Raw genomic sequence first — 15,655 nt, forward strand, 5'->3', positions numbered from 1 at the left:
GCCCCTGTCCTCGACCCCACCCCCACCCCCGCCTCCCCCTCCCCCCGGCAACCTCCGCGCCCGCCTCACCTCCTTCGTCGGCCGTGAATCCGACATCGCGACCATCCGCGGCGACCTCGCCACCGCGCGCCTCGTCACCCTCCTCGGCCCCGGCGGCGCCGGGAAGACGCGGCTCTCGCAGGAGGCCGCGGAGACGGTGGCGGCCAGGGACGGCGTGTGGCTGGCGGAACTCGCCCCCGTCTCCGACCCCGCCGCCGTCGCGCAGGCGGTCGTGACGGCGGTCGGTGCCCGGGAGACCGTGCTGTACGGGGCCGGCGCGGAGGAGTTCCGGGCGGCGGGGGACCGGCACGACGACCCGGTGGAGCGGCTGGTCGACCACTGCTCCCGCCGCCGCATGCTGATCATCCTCGACAACTGCGAGCACGTCGTGACGGCGGCGGCCCACCTCGCGGAGGAACTCCTCGCCCGCTGCCCCGAGTTGACGATCCTCGCGACGAGCCGCGAACCCCTCGGCGTCCCCGGCGAACTGCTGCGCCCGGTCGAACCCCTCCCGGAACCGGTCGCGTTGCGCCTCCTCACGGACCGGGGAGCGGCGGCCCGACCCGGCTTCCGCCTCACCGACGACCCCGAGGCCTGCGCCGAGATCTGCCGCCGCCTCGACGGCCTCCCCCTCGCGATCGAGCTGGCGGCGGCCAGGCTACGGATCTTGACGCCCCGTCAGATAGCCGACCGCCTCGACGACCGCTTCCGCCTCCTCACCTCGGGCAGCCGCACGGTCCTGCCCCGCCAGCAGACCCTGCGGGCCGTCGTCGACTGGTCCTGGGAACTCCTCGACGAGGACGAACGGGACGTCCTGGGCCGCCTGTCGGTGTTCGCGGGCGGCTGCGACCTCGCCGCCGCCGAGGCGGTCTGCGGCCCCGCCGCGCTGGACGGCCTCGGCTCCCTCGTCGACAAGTCCCTCGTGGTGGCGGCCCCTTCGGCCGAGGGCGCGATGCGCTACCGCCTCCTGGAGACCGTCGCCGAGTACGCGGGCGAACGCCTCACGGAGTCCGGCGCCCGCACCGCCGCCGAACGCGCCCACCTCACCTACTACCGTGAACTCGCCCGCACCGGCGAGCCGTTGCTGCGCGGTCCGCGACAGGTGACGGCGGTCGAGCGGTTCCAGGCGGAGTACGAGAACCTGCGCACGGCCCTGCGCCGCGCGGTCGACGCCCCCGACGAGCAGGAGGCCCTCAGCCTCGCCCACTCCCTGCTCTGGTACTGGCAGATGCGCGACATGCGGATCGAGGCCCGGAACTGGTTCAAGGAGGTCACCGAGCTGGCCCCCGACCCCTTCGCCGGCTCGCTCCCGCACCGCGCCGAGCCGGTGTGGGAGCGGGTCACGGCTCAACCCCCGCCCTTCACGGGGGAGTTCCTCGCGGAGGCCCGAAGGGGCGCGCACCTCACCCATCTCGCCTACATGGACACGGAGATGGAGCTCTGGCAGACCCCGGAGGCCGAGCGCAAACTCGCGCTCATCAAGGACACCTACCGCCCCGGTCTGCCCCAACTCTGCTGGATCCCCGGCCTGCACGTGTTCTACGCCATGGTGCTGAGCGGCGACATGGACATGGTCCGGGACGTCCTGCACGCCAACATCGAGATCTGCCGCGCCCACCCCGCCCTCGAATGGGACCTCGCGTTCTGCCTCCAACTGCGCGGCAACTTCCTCGCCAACCGCAGCGACTGGGCCAGCGACGGCGCCCGCGACGCCGGAGAGGCGCTGGACATCTTCCGCCGGCTCGGCGACTCCTGGGGCGCCGCCGAGTCCCTGTCGGCCCGCGGTGAGGCGTACGAGCGGCTCGGCTTCCACGAGCAGGCCGGCGCCGACTACCGCGAGGCCATGGACCACGCCGAACGCCTCGGTGCCCGCGCCCAGTTGACGATCCTGCGGGTGCGGTACGCCAACGTCCTGCTGGAGGGCGAGGACCCGGCCGACGCGGTGGAGGGCGAGGCCATTCTGCGTTCGGCCATCACCGAGGCCGAGGGCTATGTCAACGAGTCCCGGCCCGCCGCCCGGCTCTTCCTCGCCGCCTGGCTCGGCGAGACCGGCCGCCGCGAGGAGGCCCGCGAGCAACTCCGGGAACTGCGCGAGGACTTCGCGCTGACCCGGTTCATGGTCTTCGAGCCGTTCATCGACGGCCTCCAGGCCTGGATCGACGCCTGTGACGGACTGACCGACAGCGCTCTGACCACCGTCCGGCGGGCCCTGACCGCCTCGGGAGCGCCGCTGTCGACGGTCATCGCGCCGCACATGCGGGCCCTCTACCTGTGCACGGCCGCGTTCGTCCTGACCAGCACCGGGGAACCGGACCGCGCCGCCGACGCGGCCCGCTGTCTCGGTGCCAGCGACGCCATGCTGCCGCCCGGCCACATCGCCCTGCGCCAGGAGCGCATGCAGCGCGTGGAGGCGGAGACGCAGGCGCGTCGGCTGCTCGGCGACGAGGCGTACGAGGCGGCGTACGCCGAGGGCGGCGGCCTCGGTTACGAGGAGGCCACCGCCCTGGTCTGACCCACGGGACACCGAGCGCGGAACACCGGGCGCGGGGCGTCGACGTCAGGTCTTCGTACGGAACTTGTGGATCGCGACCGGCGCCATCACCGCCGTGATGGCCGCCGACCAGCCGAGCGTGATCCACAGGTCGTGGGCGACCGGACCGCCGACCATCAGTCCGCGCGCCGTGTCGGCGAGCGTGGACAGCGGGTTGTAGTCGGTGAACTTCTGTAGCCAGCCCGGCATTTGGCCGGTCGGCGTGAAGATCGACGAGCCGAACTGGAGCGGGAACAGCACCAGGAAACCCATCGCCTGCACGGACTGCGCGCTCTTCATGATCACGCCGAGCGTGAGGAACACCCACATGATCGACGAGGCGAACACGGTCGCGAGTCCCACCGTCGCGAGCAGTCCGGCCCAGTTGGTGATCTCGAACCCGACGAGGACGGCGACGACCATCAGGACCGCCGTCGCGAACAGCATCCGCACGATCTCCACGGCGATCTTCGCGAAGAGTACCGAGCCGCGCCCGATCGGCAGGGACCGGAACCGGTCCATGACACCGGAGTTGAAGTCCTGGCTGAAGCCGGTGCCGACACCCTGCGACAGGGTCATCGACATCATCGCGATCATGCCGGGGATGACGTACTGCACGTACTTGTCCTGGCCGCCGCCGAGCGCCTGCCCGATGGCGCCGCCGAAGACGTACACGAACAGCAGGGTGAAGATCACCGGCATCAGCAGGGCGTCGGCCATCGACTCCGGGTCCTTGCGGATCCACAGCAGGTTGCGGCGGATCAGCGCGCCGGTGTGCCGCAGGTGCGACCTCAGCGGGATGCGGTCGTCGGTGAGGTGAACGGTGGCGGCGCTCATACGGCGACCTCCTCGCGGGGTTCGGCGGGCGTGATGTCCTCGACGGCACCGGCGCGGTGGCCGGTGAGGGAGAGGAACACCTCGTCCAGGCTGGGCAGTTCGGTGGAGATGGCCGAGATGGTGATGCCGCGCGCGGTCACCGCGCCCACCACGGCGGTCAGTTGCTCGTCGCTGAGCACCGGGACCAGCAGCGTGCCGGACTCGGCGTCCACGGTCGTCTGGGCGAGGCCGGTGATACCGAGGTCGTCCAGCATCCGCGCGAGCGGCGTCAACTCCCCGGCGTCCAGCGGCTTCACGCGCAGGGTCCGGCCGCCGACCCGCGCCTTCAGCTCGTCCACCAGGCCCTCCGCGACGACCTTCCCCCGGTCGACGACGGTCAGTTCGGAGGCCAGCCGCTCGGCCTCCTCCATGTACTGGGTGGTGAGCAGGACGGTGACGCCGTCGCCGACCATCCGCTGCACCTCGTCCCACACCTCGTTCCGCGTACGCGGGTCGAGGCCGGTCGTGGGCTCGTCGAGGAACAGGACGTCGGGGCTGCCGATCATCGACGCGGCGAGGTCGAGGCGGCGGCGCATACCGCCGGAGTACGTCATCGCGGGGCGGCGGGCGGCTTCCGTGAGCGAGAAGCGCTCCAGCAGTCCGTCCGCCCTCGCGCGGGAGTCCTTGCGGGACAGATCGAGCAGGCGCCCGATCATGTAGAGGTTCTCCCAGCCGGAGAGCTTCTCGTCCACGGACGCGTACTGGCCGGTCAGACCGATCACGCGGCGCAGCTGCCGGGGCTGCCGCAACACGTCGTAACCGGCTACCGTCGCCTCTCCAGAGTCGGGCCGCAGCAGGGTGGAGAGGATACGGACGAGGGTGGTCTTGCCGGCGCCGTTCGGCCCGAGCACGCCTCGTACGGTGCCCTCCCGGACGTCCAGATCGACTCCGTCCAGCGCCCTGGTCTCGCCGTAGTGCTTGACCAGCCCCCGTACGGTGACGGCGCTTCCCCCGCCGCTGGGCTTGATGTCGGTTCGCTTCATGTCCTCCACACTGGCAGGGGGTACCGACAAAGCGCCGACAGGCGGCCGACAGGGTGCGCGGGGAGGGGTGTCGGCGGTTTATCGGCGGGTGAACCGGGTCAGCGTCACGCCGTTCGTGAACGCCGTCCGCTCGGCCGGCTCGAACAGCGTCGGGTCGAATCCGCCGTCGAACGCCGGGATCCCGGCCCCCGCGACCACCGGATAGCTCTTGATGACCAACTCGTCGATCTCCGGCAGCAGTTGCCCGGCCAGCTTCCCGCCGCCGCAGAGCCAGATGTCGAGTTCGCTCTCCTCCTGCTTCAACTCCCTGACGAGCGCGAGGGGTTCACCGCTGACGACGGTGACGTCCGGGTGCGTCGCGGCCGGGTCGAGGCTGCTCGACACGACGTACTGGCGCAGGTGGGCGTACGGGCTCCCGATCCCGGCGTCGAGGGCGGGCCGGTAGGTGCCGAGGCCCATCAGGACCGTGTCGTAGCGCCGGTTGGGGACGTCGGTCAGACCCGATCCCGCGCGCAGGGCCGTTGGGACCGTGTCGGGGTACAGCGCGTTCGTCCCGGAAAGGTAGGCGGCGGCCTGCTCGGCGTCGCCGAAGGGGTAGAAGTCGTACTCGCCGCCGGGACCCGCTATGCGGCCGTCGAGAGAGAGCCCGACGTAGTACGAGAGCTTGCGCAAACCGACCAACTCCAGTCGTAGTACTCTGCCTGTAGTGGTGTGAAAGTTAGTACTACACATGGAGTGGTGTCAATGGCGAGACGGAACGACGAGCGCAGGGTGGCTCTCATAGACGCGGCCCTGGAGGTCCTCGCCCGCGAAGGGGCCCGTGGCCTCACCTTCCGCGCGGTCGACAAGGAGGCCGCCGTCCCGCCCGGCACCACCTCCAACTACTTCCTCAACCGCGACGACCTCCTCACCCAGTCCGGCGCCCGCGTCTACGAACGCCTCCAGCCGGACGAGGCGACGATCGAACGCCAGCGGACGGCGGGGCGTGACCGGGAGACGTACGCCGCTCTCATGCGCGAACTGGTCACCCGGGTCTCGGCGTTCCGCACGGGTTACCTGGCCCTCCTCGAACTCCGTCTGGAGTCCACCCGCCGTCCCGCCCTCCGCGCCCTCCTCACGGACCGAGTCCGCGCGGACATCGACGCGAACATCGCGTACCACGAGGCGAGCGGCCTCCCGGGCGACGCCACCGCCGTCAAGCTGCTGATCCTGACGCTGAACTGGCTGATCGTGGAGCAGCTCACGCTGCCGGAGGTGTTCGGGGAGGAGGAGCGGGAGGCGTTGGTGACGGCGGCGGTGGAGCGGATCGTGGGGGAGACCGGCTGAGGTCAGTGCTGTGCGGCCGTCGCCCGTTCCGGCATGTGCCCCGCGACGACGCGTTCGTGTCCGGTGCGCGGTCCGCGTCGTACGTCGACCGCGTACGCGACTCCCGCGACCCCCAGCCCCAGCACGGCCAACAACGCCCCTGCGACCGCAGGCGAGTTCACCCCGAACCCGGCGGCCAGCGCCAGCCCGCCGATCCAAGCACCCCCGGCGTTCGCCAAGTTGAAGGCGGCCTGGTTGGCGGAAGAAGCCAGCGAAGGAGCAGTAACCGCCTTCTCCATCACCATCAGCTGAAGCGGCGACCCCGTGATGAACGCGGCAACTCCCAGCAACGTCACGGCAAGCGCCGCACTCCACTGAGCCGACATCAGCACCGGGAACAGAGCCAGCACCACCCCCAGCGAACCCATCCCGCCGAACAGCGTCCTGCGCAGCGAGTGATCCGCGAGCCGTCCCCCGACCAGGTTCCCCACGGTCGCCCCGACCCCGAACAGCGCGAGCAGCAGCGTGACGCTGGACTCGGTGAACCCGGCGGAGCCGGTCAGCATCGGTGTGACGTAGCTGTACGCCGAGAACAGCGCGCCGAACCCGGCGACGGTGGTGCCGAGCGCGAGCCAGACGGGAAGCGACTTGAGGGCGGCGAGTTCACCGCGGAGCCCACTCGCGACGGCGGCCCCGGGACGGTCGTCCGGAATGAGAGCCGCGAGGGACGCGATCGCCGCGAGGCCGATCACGCTGACGCCGAGGAACGTGGCCCGCCAGCCGAGATGCTGGCCGACGAGGGTGGCGACGGGGACGCCCGCGATGTTGGCGACGGTCAGGCCGAGGAACATCAGGGAGACCGAGCGGGCCTTGCGCTCGGGGGAGACGAGGTTCGTCGCGACGACCGCGCCGACCCCGAAGAACGCCCCGTGCGGCAGCCCGCTCAGGAACCGCGCCGCGAGCAGCGAGTCGTACCCCGGCGCGAACGCGGACAGCGCGTTCCCGGCGACGAAGAGGACCATGAGGCCGATCAGGACCTTGCGGCGGGCCATCCGCGCGGTGACCGCCGCGAGCAGCGGGGCGCCGATGACGACGCCGAGGGCGTACGCGGAGACGAGGTGACCGGCGCTGGGGACGGAGACGCCGAGGTCGTCGGCGACGTCGGGCAGCAGGCCCATCATCACGAACTCGGTGGTGCCGATGCCGAACGCGCCGATGGCGAGGGCGAGCAGGGCGAGGGGCATGGGAGGGCAACCTTTGCGGAAGAGGGCGCGGGGGCGCGAGGGCAGGCGGGGGCGGTACTCTCATCGTACCGCTTGTTTGTTCGCCTAAGAAACAAACCCCGCCGACCTGCTATTCCGAACCCGGAACCCGGAACCCCGGCCCGTCACTCCTTCGTGAGGTCCACCCGCGCCGCCACCGGCAGATGATCACTCCCGGTCTGCGGCAGCGTCCACGACGACACCGGCTCGACCCCCTGCACCATGATCTGGTCGATCCGCGCCATCGGGAACGACGCCGGCCAGCTGAACCCGAACCCGCTGCCCGCCGCCCCCTGCGTGGACCGCATCTGGGACGTCACCCCGTTCAGCGAGCGGTCGTTCATGGTGCCGTTGAGGTCGCCCAGCAGGATCTTGCGGGGGAGCCGCTCGTCCGCGATGGCCTCGCCGAGCGCGTCGGCGCTCTTGTCCCGCTGCCGGGCCGTGAACCCGGCCTTCAGCTTCACGCGCACGGACGGCAGGTGCGCGACGAAGACGGCGACCTCCCCCTCGGGCGTCCGCACGGTCGCCCGCATCGCCCGCGTCCACCCCAACTGGATGTCCACGGCGGAGACTTGACTGATCGGGTACTTGCTCCACAGCCCGACCGTGCCCTCGACGGCGTGGTACCGGTACGTCGGCGCGAGCGCCTTCTCGTACGTCGGCACCGCGGACGCCTTCAGCTCCTCCAGCGCCAGCACGTCCGCCCCCGCCGAGGCGACGTCGCGTGCGGTGCCGGCCGGGTCCGCGTTGTCCGCGTTCACGTTGTGCGTCGCGACGGTCAGGTCGCCGCCGGTGCCGGTGCGGTCGAGGAGGAGCCCGCCGAAGAGGTTCAGCCACACCGCGACCGGCAGGACCAGCGCGATCAGGGCCGTCGCCGACCTGCGGATCAGCGCCGGCACCAGCAGCACCGGCACGAACACCGCGATCCACGGCAGGAACGTCTCGACGAGGCTGCCGAGGTTGCCGTACCGGTTCGGGATCTGGGAGTGCACGGCCATCACGCCCGTCAGCGCCAGCGCGAACGCGGCCAGCACGATCCCGCGCCGCCAGATGCCCCGGCCCCGCCACCCCGAGGCCACGCGGGTCACCAGGCGCCGGATCCGGTCTCCTCGACGTTCGGGACCGGGCCCGCCGTCCGCCGTCTCCGTCAAGTACGCCTGCTGCGCCATACCGTGTCGCCTCACTGCCCGCCGTGCACACCGTCCGTCCCCCGTGTGTACGACCCTAGGGGATGATCGGCTCCGATCCGGCCGTCCCATGACGGCCGTATGGAGACTTGGACGAGGGCGAGGGTGCGGGGAGTTCCGTTCCCGCTGTTCGTGACGGGGTCTGTGACGGAATACGGACAATCCGAATTCTTATGGGGAGCTGACGGGACGTGTCCCGGTGACGGGGCTGTTTTCCGGCGGTTTCTCCGCTGAGCCGACGGGTCGTAGCCCTTCGAGCAGAGTGTCCACGACGTCCTCGGCCAGCCCCTCCGGGAGGTCCCCGTCGGGGCGCAGGATCGAGCGGGTCAGGACGGGGCCGACGAACAGGTCGTTGATCAGTTCCAGGTCGAGATCGGCGCGGAGTTCGCCGTTCTCCTGGCCCCGGCGCAGGACGTCGAAGGCCATGCGGCGCCGGGGCTCGATGACGACGCTGTGGTAGAACGCCCAGAGTTTCGGGCTGCTCTTCATCACGGCGTGCACGCTGTAGAGGATGGTCGAGGAGCGGTGGGCCAGCCCTCTCCTGCGCAGGGCCTCCAGCAGGGTGACGAGGTCGTCGCGCATCGAGGCGCCGGTGAGGCCGGGGTCCTCCGGTTCCGCCGCGCGGATCACGTCGACGAAGAGCTCTTCCTTGTTGCTCCAGCGGCGGTAGATCGCCGCCTTGCCGACGCCTGCCGTGCGGGCGACGCGCTCGATGGAGAGCTCGGCGAGGGAGACGCCGTCCTCCAGGAGCTTCATCGCGCCTTCGATGATGGCCCGCTCGACCGCCTCGCTGCGGGGGCGGCCTCGGGGGGGAGGGGCCGGGTCCGTGTCAGTCGTCATCTGGGGATTTTCGTTCATGTGGGGGACGGGTGCGGCGGGGGGTGGGCAGGAAGGGCCGCCGGGGAGGCGTCAGCCCTTCCGTGTTCAGCGCTTGTGCGCCAACTCACCCTCCTTCTGCTCCCCTTGAGCCTCCGCCGGCGGCTTCCCCGGCAGGAACAGCGCGACGACGACGGCGCCGATCACCGCGACCCCGGCTCCCCAGAACGCCGTCACGTGCATCGCGTGGAGGAACGCGTCGTGCGCCGGGTCGATCAACTCCCGCCCGCGCGGCCCGAGTTTCGCCGCCACGCCGAGCGTCGCCTCGATCGACTCACCCGCCGTCTCCCGCAACCCGGGAGGCACGGCACCGAGACGGCCGTCGATGCCGTCGCGGTACGACGTCGACAGGACCGACCCGAGGACGGCGATCCCGAGCGCCCCGCCGACCTGGCGGAACGTGTTGCTGAGGGCCGACGCGGAGCCCGCCTTCTCGCGGGGGAGGGCCTGCATGATGACGACCGAGGTGGGCGTCATGATGTGGGCCATACCGGCGCCCATCAGGAAGAAGATGACCTCCAGGATCCAGATCGGCGTGTCCCGGTCGAGCGCCGCGAAAGCCACCAGCGTCCCCGCGATCACCACGAGCCCGGCGGTCGTCGTCGCCTTGTTCCCGAACCGGTCGACGACCAGCCGGGCGCGCGGCGCGAAGACCATCTGCGCGACGGCCAGCGGCAGCATCAGCAGACCCGTCTGCAACGGGGAGTAACCGCGCACGCTCTGCGTGTAGAACACCGAGAAAAACGTCACACCCATCAGCGCGAAGAAGACGAGCGCGATCGCCGCGATGGCCGCCGAGAACACCTTGTTCTTGAAGTACGTGATGTCGATCGACGGGTGGTCGCTGCGCTTCTCGTGGACGACGAACCCGGCCAGCACCGCGAGCCCCGCGAGGATCGTCGCAAGGACGGTCGTGTCCGTGAAGTCCGCCAGCTCCCCGCCCTTGATGATCCCGTACACCAGAAGGACCAGGCCGACGACGGACAGGGCCACCCCCAGGGGGTCGATCCGGCCGGGGTTCGGGTCACGGGAGTCGGGGACGAGCCACACCATCAACGCGACCGCGACGATCACGATCGGGACGTTGATGAGGAACACCGAGCCCCACCAGAAGTGGTCGAGCAGGACCCCGCCGGTGATCGGCCCGATCGCGATCGCGAGACCGACGCCGCCCGCCCAGATGCCGATCGCCTTGGGCTGCTCCTCGCGCTCGAAGACGTTCATCAGGACGGCCAGCGTCGCGGGCATCACGAACGCCGAGCCGAGCGCCATCAGCGCCCGGAAACCGATGAGTTGACCGGGGGAGGCGGACTCGGCGGCCAGCGCGGAGCCGATCCCGAACACGACGAGCCCGCCGATCAGGACCTTCTTGCGGCCCATCCGGTCACCCAACAGCCCCGCGGAGAACAGGAGTCCGGCGAAGACGAGCGTGTAGGCGTTGATCGCCCACTCCAACTCGCTCTGCGTCGCGCCGAGTCCGACCGGGGCCGGGGTGGAGATGGTCTTGATCGCGACGTTCAGGATCGAGTTGTCCAGGACGACGATCAGCAGGCTCAGCATCAGCACGCCGAGGATCGCCCAGCGTCGTCTGTGGACGGCTTCCGGTATCCGGGGTGCCGCGGGTGCGGCTGGAGTGGTCATGTTCCGAGCCTAGGCCGAATTCCGATACGGCACCGATCCGTATCGTAAAGATTTACCTCTCTCTTACCCGTAGGGGGCGGGGGCCGGGGAAGGCGGGGGCGCTCTGGCTCCCGTAGTCCTCAGGTGCGACCATGGGAGTGATCCGGGGACGCCGTAAGGGCGCTTCGAGATGACAGAAGGAGCCGTTGCCATGACGCAGCTTTCGGCTGCCCAGAACAAACCCTCCGACGGCGGCAAGACGCTGTACGGAGGAAAGGGCACCCGCCGCATCACGGTCCGCGACATCGCCCTCGCCAAGGAGCGCGGCGAGAAGTGGCCCATGCTCACCGCGTACGACGCGATGACCGCGTCCGTCTTCGACGAGGCCGGGATCCCGGTGATCCTGGTCGGCGACTCGGCGGGCAACTGCCACCTCGGCTACGAGACGACCGTCCCCGTCACCCTCGACGAGATGACGATGCTCTCCGCCGCCGTCGTCCGGGGCACCACCCGCTCGCTGATCGTCGCCGACCTCCCCTTCGGCTCCTACCAGGAGGGCCCCGTCCAGGCCCTGCGCTCGGCCACCCGCCTGGTCAAGGAGGCCGGCGTCGGGGCGGTCAAGCTGGAGGGCGGCGAGCGCTCCCACGGCCAGATCCGCCTCCTCGTCGAGTCCGGCATCCCGGTCATGGCCCACATCGGCCTGACCCCCCAGTCCGTCAACGCGATGGGCTACCGCGTCCAGGGCCGGGGCGAGGAGGCCGCCCAGCAGCTCCTGCGCGACGCCAAGGCCGTCCAGGACGCCGGCGCCTTCGCGGTCGTCCTCGAACTGGTCCCGGCGGAACTCGCCGCCGAGGTCACCCGCGTCCTCCACATCCCGACCGTCGGCATCGGCGCGGGTCCCGAAACGGACGCCCAGGTCCTGGTGTGGACCGACATGCTCGGCCTGACCTCCGGCCGCGTCCCCAAGTTCGTCAAGCAGTACGCGGACCTGCGTCAGATCATGACCGGCGCGGCGCGCGCCTTCGCCGAGGACGTCGTGGGCGGAACGTTCCCGCAGGAGGAGCACTCCGTCCACTGAGTGAGCGGCCCTGAGCCATCTCCGGCACGACGAAGCAGCCCGCCGACCGTCCCCCGTCGGCGGGCTGCTTCGTCGTGCGGGCCCCTTACACCGACTCCCGCCACCCGTTCGTGATCGGCAGCCGACGGTCCTTGCCGAAACCCTTCGCCGAGATCTTCGTGCCCGGCGGGTACTGGCGGCGCTTGTACTCGGCGGTGTCGACCATGCGGAGGGTCTTGACGACGAGGTCGCGGTCGTAGCCGGCGGCGGTGATCGCGTCGGCGCCCTGGTCGCGGTCCACGTACAGCTCAAGGATCGCGTCGAGGACGGGGTAGTCGGGGAGGGAGTCCGAGTCGACCTGGCCGGGGCGAAGCTCCGCGCTCGGGGGCTTGGAGATGGAGTTCTCCGGGATCGGCGGGGTCTGGCCACGGGCGGCTGCCGCGCGGTTGCGCCACTCCGCCAGGCGGAAGATCGAGGTCTTGTAGACGTCCTTGATCGGGCCGTACGCGCCGACGGAGTCGCCGTAGAGGGTCGAGTAACCGACCGCCAGCTCCGACTTGTTGCCGGGGGCCAGCACGATGTGGCCCTCCTGGTTGGAGACGGCCATGAGGAGGGTGCCGCGCAGACGGGACTGGAGGTTCTCCTCGGCGAGACCGGTCAGCTCGGTGGACGCCATGTACGCGTCGAACATCGGGGCGATGGAGATCGTCCGGAAGTTCAGGCCGGTACGCCGCGCCAGCTCCGCCGCGTCCCCCTTGGAGTGGTCCGAGGAGTACTTGGACGGCATGGAGATGCCGTAGACGTTGGCCGCGCCGACCGCGTCGCAAGCGATTGCCGCGACGAGCGCGGAGTCGATGCCGCCCGACAGCCCGATCAGGACCGACGTGAAGCCGTTCTTCTCGACGTACGCCCGCAGGCCGACGACCAGCGCCGAGTACACCTCCTCGTCGTCGTCGAGCCGCTCCGCGTAGGCGCCGTGCCGCGTCGCCTCGTACGCCGGGACCGGCTCCTCGGTGAGGACGACACGGTCGATGCGCAGCCCGTCGTCCACCAGGCCCGTCGGGGCGGTGGCGGAGGCGGCGGGGAGGTCCAGGTCGAGGACGACGCAGCCCTCGGAGAACTGGGGTGCGCGGGCGATCACCTCGCCGCTCGCGTCGACCACGATCGAGTCGCCGTCGAAGACCAGCTCGTCCTGGCCACCCGTCATCGCGAGGTAAGCGGTTGTGCAACCGGCCTCCTGCGCGCGCTTGCGGACCAGCTCAAGACGCGTGTCGTCCTTGTCCCGCTCGTACGGCGAGGCGTTGATCGACAGCAGCAGACCGGCCTCGGCGGAGCGCGCGGCGGGCACCCGGCCGCCGTCCTGCCAGAGGTCCTCGCAGATGGCGAGCGCGACGTCGACACCCCGCACCCGGACCACCGGCATCGTGTCGCCGGGCACGAAGTAGCGGAACTCGTCGAAGACGCCGTAGTTCGGCAGATGGTGCTTGGCGTACGACAGGGCCACCCGACCCCCGTACAGCACCGCGCCCGCGTTGCGCGGAGCCCCCGCCGGCTGGCCGAACTTCGGCTGCGCGGCGTCGGAGCGGTCGAGGTAGCCGACGACGACGGGGAGGTCGCCGAACCCCTCCTCGGCGAGCCGCGTGGCAAGCGTGTGCAGCGCCGCCCGGGACGCCTCCACGAAGGAGGTGCGCAGCGCGAGGTCCTCGACGGGATAGCCGGTCAGCACCATCTCGGGGAACGCCACGAGATGCGCTCCCTGCTCGGCGGAGTGCCGGGTCCAGCGGAGCACCGCCTCGGCGTTGCCGGCGAGATCACCGACACGGGAGTCGATCTGGTTCAGGGCAAGACGAAGTTGAGGCACGTCTCGCAGTGTAATCGTCAGAGCGACGCGATGGGGTGGTGCGCGGTGTCGGCCACCTCACTGCGAAGGCCCGCACCGCACACCACCCCAAGCGGTTACCGCTACTTCTTCTTGTACGAATCCACGTAACCGATCGCGGGCGAGCCCACACCGGTCACGTCGTCGAAGCCCTTCACGGCCTTCAGCGAGCTGTCGTGGCCGAGGGTGCGGACGGACGTCTCAAGGCCGCCCGTCGCGTCGAACCCGTTGAGGAAGGCGACGCGGGCGACCGCGAGGCCCTTGCCGGTCGGGTTGTCGGTGACGTCGTGGTACACCTTCGTCCCGAACTTCGCGTAGATCTGCGGGTTCGCGAAGCCGATCGCCTTGCCGCGCGCCTGCTGGGCGAGCGCCTGGACGGCGGCGATGACCGGCGCGGCGAGCGAGGTGCCGCCGATGCGGTACTCGTTGTACTGCTGCGTGCCGTCCGGGAACGTCTGGGTCTGGCCGACCCGGAAGCCGGTGTTCGGGTCGGCGATCGCGGCGATGTCCGGCAGGACCCGGTTGCCGTCGGCGCTGTTGGCCTTGGCGAGCGCGTCCGGCACGACACCCTTCTGGTAGAAGGGCTCGGGAACGTTCTTGCTGGTGCCGCCGCCCGCGCCGGAGGTGAACGCCCCCGGGAACCCGGTCCAGCTCTTGCCGTCGGCCGACAGGTTCGCCTTCGTGGTGCCCCAGCCGGTCTCCCACAGGTACTTGTCGCCCTTGCCGACCGCCAGCGAGGTCCCGCCGACCGCCGTCACCCACGCCGAGTTGGCCGGGGTCTCGACCTGCTTCTTGCCGCTGTTGGCGGCCTGGTCGCCGTCGTCACCCGACGAGAAGTAGAAACCGATTCCCTCGACCGCGCCGAACTGGAACGTCTGGTCGTAGGCGGCGGCCGAGTCGGGCGTCTGGTTGCCCTCCAGGTCGGCCCAGGAGTTGGAGACGATGTCGGCGAGGTGGTTGTCGACGACCTTGTTCAGCGCGTCGAGCAGGTCGGGGTCGTTGCAGGAGGCACCGCCGACGTACGTCACCTCCGCGTCCGGCGCGACCGCGTGCACGGCCTCGACGTCGAGGGTCTCCTCGCCGTACCAGCCGGACGCGTCGCACTCCTTCGCGCCGGTGTGCGTGTACGTCTTCGGCAGCACCTGCTTGAGCTGACCGGTCTTCCACTTCGCGTCGCCGTGCGCCTTGGCGTAGGTCTGCGCGTCGAACGCGATCGTCGGGGAGGCGAAGGCGTCCGTGATGGCGATACGCACCCCCTTGCCGGTGTACTTGCCGGCGCCGTACGCGGCCCGCAGCTGCTTGCCGGTGTAGCCCGACACGGCGTACGGGACCTTCGTGCCGTACGCGTCCGGCAGCGTCTTCGCGATGTTCGAGCCGTAGTACGTGGAGAACGGGCCCGCGACCCTGAACGCCTTCTCCGGGCCGGGGAGTTGGTCCTTGGCCTGGGCGCGGTGCGGCGCGTTGTCGAGACCCGTGACGGTCAGGACGGCGCCGTTCAGGTCCGCCGGGACGGTGGCCGCCTTGGCGGGGGCGCGGTAAGTGTGGCCGCCCTTGGTGTAGTTGTGCAGCTGCGTGCCGAACGCCCGCTCCACGGCGGCGACATCGCCGCTGACCGACACGTAGTGCTGTGTCGTGCCGGTGACTTGGAGACCGGCCTTGGTCAGCCACGCCTGAACCGCGGCCACCTGTGCCTTGGTCGCGCCGAAGCGGTCCTTCGCCTCCTGGGCCGTCAAGTACGTTCCGTACGCGGCCGAGTTCGGGTCGGAGACGGCCTTCGCGAGGGCGGCGAGGCCCTGCGCGTCCCGCCCCGCGAGGTAGACGCGGGCATCGACCTGGGCGCTGTCCGGCGTCGAGCCCTTGTCCGCCTGCGCGGTGGCCCACGCCGGCTTGGTCCCGGCCAGCGTGGCGCGGGCCGGGGTGTTCGCGGCGTGGGCGGCGGGTATGCCGAGCGCCAGCGCACCGGCGACCATGGGCAGCGTCGCCGCCAGGCTCACTCCGGTGCGCAGCGCGGCGCGGTTGGATCTCATGAGACCCCCTGTTT

Annotated in this window: 12 protein-coding genes; 3 read left to right on the forward strand and 9 right to left on the reverse strand. The window is 70.7% G+C overall.

Annotation, left to right across the window (positions count from 1 at the left end; translation table 11 throughout):
- A partial coding sequence (locus ACVNF4_RS02910) for an ATP-binding protein (RefSeq protein ID WP_461801039.1) occupies positions 1 to 2,551 on the forward strand: 2,551 nt, incomplete at its 5' end.
- A gap of 45 nt (positions 2,552 to 2,596) precedes the next feature.
- On the opposite strand, the gene ACVNF4_RS02915 is transcribed toward ACVNF4_RS02910, so the two are convergent.
- The 3 genes from ACVNF4_RS02915 to ACVNF4_RS02925 all read right to left on the reverse strand — a co-directional run bounded on the left by ACVNF4_RS02915 (position 2,597) and on the right by ACVNF4_RS02925 (position 5,100).
- The gene (locus ACVNF4_RS02915) at positions 2,597 to 3,406 is read right to left on the reverse strand and encodes an ABC transporter permease (protein ID WP_461801040.1); all 810 of its coding nucleotides are present in this window, start codon (positions 3,404 to 3,406) and stop codon (positions 2,597 to 2,599) included.
- Positions 3,403 to 4,428 carry an ATP-binding cassette domain-containing protein gene (locus ACVNF4_RS02920; protein WP_461801041.1) on the reverse strand — a complete coding sequence of 342 codons (1,026 nt, stop codon included), beginning with the start codon at positions 4,426 to 4,428 and terminating at the stop codon, positions 3,403 to 3,405. Before ACVNF4_RS02920 ends, ACVNF4_RS02915 begins: the two co-directional genes overlap by 4 nt.
- Positions 4,429 to 4,506: 78 nt before the next feature.
- On the reverse strand, positions 4,507 to 5,100 hold the full coding sequence (locus ACVNF4_RS02925) for a dihydrofolate reductase family protein (RefSeq protein WP_461801042.1): 594 nt from the start codon (positions 5,098 to 5,100) through the stop codon (positions 4,507 to 4,509).
- A 72-nt stretch (positions 5,101 to 5,172) separates the two neighbouring features.
- Here ACVNF4_RS02925 and ACVNF4_RS02930 point away from each other — a divergent pair, with 72 nt between their 5' ends.
- A complete protein-coding gene (locus tag ACVNF4_RS02930; protein WP_461801043.1) occupies positions 5,173 to 5,754 on the forward strand; it encodes a TetR/AcrR family transcriptional regulator in 582 nt (193 codons plus the stop codon).
- Between the two features lie 2 nt (positions 5,755 to 5,756).
- Here ACVNF4_RS02930 and ACVNF4_RS02935 read toward each other — a convergent pair whose 3' ends face one another.
- The 4 genes from ACVNF4_RS02935 to ACVNF4_RS02950 all read right to left on the reverse strand — a co-directional run bounded on the left by ACVNF4_RS02935 (position 5,757) and on the right by ACVNF4_RS02950 (position 10,699).
- Positions 5,757 to 6,977: an MFS transporter gene (locus tag ACVNF4_RS02935; protein WP_461801044.1), complete on the reverse strand. Its 1,221-nt coding sequence runs from the start codon at positions 6,975 to 6,977 to the stop codon at positions 5,757 to 5,759.
- 143 nt (positions 6,978 to 7,120) lie between these two features.
- Positions 7,121 to 8,164, reverse strand: coding sequence for an endonuclease/exonuclease/phosphatase family protein (locus ACVNF4_RS02940; RefSeq protein WP_461801045.1), 1,044 nt, complete (start codon positions 8,162 to 8,164; stop codon positions 7,121 to 7,123).
- A gap of 189 nt (positions 8,165 to 8,353) precedes the next feature.
- Positions 8,354 to 9,022, reverse strand: a complete 669-nt coding sequence (locus ACVNF4_RS02945; protein ID WP_461801046.1) for a TetR/AcrR family transcriptional regulator — start codon at positions 9,020 to 9,022, stop codon at positions 8,354 to 8,356.
- 84 nt (positions 9,023 to 9,106) lie between these two features.
- Complete coding sequence (locus tag ACVNF4_RS02950) at positions 9,107 to 10,699, reverse strand: MFS transporter (RefSeq protein ID WP_461801047.1); 1,593 nt, start codon at positions 10,697 to 10,699, stop codon at positions 9,107 to 9,109.
- Positions 10,700 to 10,889: 190 nt separating this feature from the next.
- On the opposite strand from ACVNF4_RS02950, the gene panB reads away from it, so the two are divergent.
- Positions 10,890 to 11,756, forward strand: coding sequence for a 3-methyl-2-oxobutanoate hydroxymethyltransferase (panB, locus tag ACVNF4_RS02955; protein WP_461801048.1), 867 nt, complete (start codon positions 10,890 to 10,892; stop codon positions 11,754 to 11,756).
- Positions 11,757 to 11,841: 85 nt separating this feature from the next.
- On the opposite strand, the gene ACVNF4_RS02960 is transcribed toward panB, so the two are convergent.
- Both ACVNF4_RS02960 and ACVNF4_RS02965 read right to left on the reverse strand, forming a co-directional pair.
- The gene (locus ACVNF4_RS02960) at positions 11,842 to 13,596 is read right to left on the reverse strand and encodes an NAD+ synthase (protein WP_461801049.1); all 1,755 of its coding nucleotides are present in this window, start codon (positions 13,594 to 13,596) and stop codon (positions 11,842 to 11,844) included.
- Between the two features lie 101 nt (positions 13,597 to 13,697).
- Positions 13,698 to 15,641, reverse strand: a complete 1,944-nt coding sequence (locus ACVNF4_RS02965) for a S53 family peptidase (RefSeq protein WP_461801050.1) — start codon at positions 15,639 to 15,641, stop codon at positions 13,698 to 13,700.
- Between the last annotated feature and the right edge of the window lie 14 nt (positions 15,642 to 15,655).

Source organism: Streptomyces sp. S6 (genome assembly GCF_054880855.1).

What these genes read in the sequence shown, in the direction of transcription:
- ACVNF4_RS02915 (WP_461801040.1), bottom strand. Translation starts at nt 3,406, where the DNA reads ATGAGCGCCGCCACCGTTCACCTCACCGACGACCGCATCCCGCTGAGG.
- ACVNF4_RS02930 (WP_461801043.1), top strand. Translation starts at nt 5,173, where the DNA reads ATGGCGAGACGGAACGACGAGCGCAGGGTGGCTCTCATAGACGCGGCC.
- ACVNF4_RS02935 (WP_461801044.1), bottom strand. Translation starts at nt 6,977, where the DNA reads ATGCCCCTCGCCCTGCTCGCCCTCGCCATCGGCGCGTTCGGCATCGGC.
- ACVNF4_RS02940 (WP_461801045.1), bottom strand. Translation starts at nt 8,164, where the DNA reads ATGGCGCAGCAGGCGTACTTGACGGAGACGGCGGACGGCGGGCCCGGT.
- ACVNF4_RS02945 (WP_461801046.1), bottom strand. Translation starts at nt 9,022, where the DNA reads ATGACGACTGACACGGACCCGGCCCCTCCCCCCCGAGGCCGCCCCCGC.
- ACVNF4_RS02965 (WP_461801050.1), bottom strand. Translation starts at nt 15,641, where the DNA reads ATGAGATCCAACCGCGCCGCGCTGCGCACCGGAGTGAGCCTGGCGGCG.
- ACVNF4_RS02950 (WP_461801047.1), bottom strand. Translation starts at nt 10,699, where the DNA reads ATGACCACTCCAGCCGCACCCGCGGCACCCCGGATACCGGAAGCCGTC.
- ACVNF4_RS02920 (WP_461801041.1), bottom strand. Translation starts at nt 4,428, where the DNA reads ATGAAGCGAACCGACATCAAGCCCAGCGGCGGGGGAAGCGCCGTCACC.
- panB (WP_461801048.1), top strand. Translation starts at nt 10,890, where the DNA reads ATGACGCAGCTTTCGGCTGCCCAGAACAAACCCTCCGACGGCGGCAAG.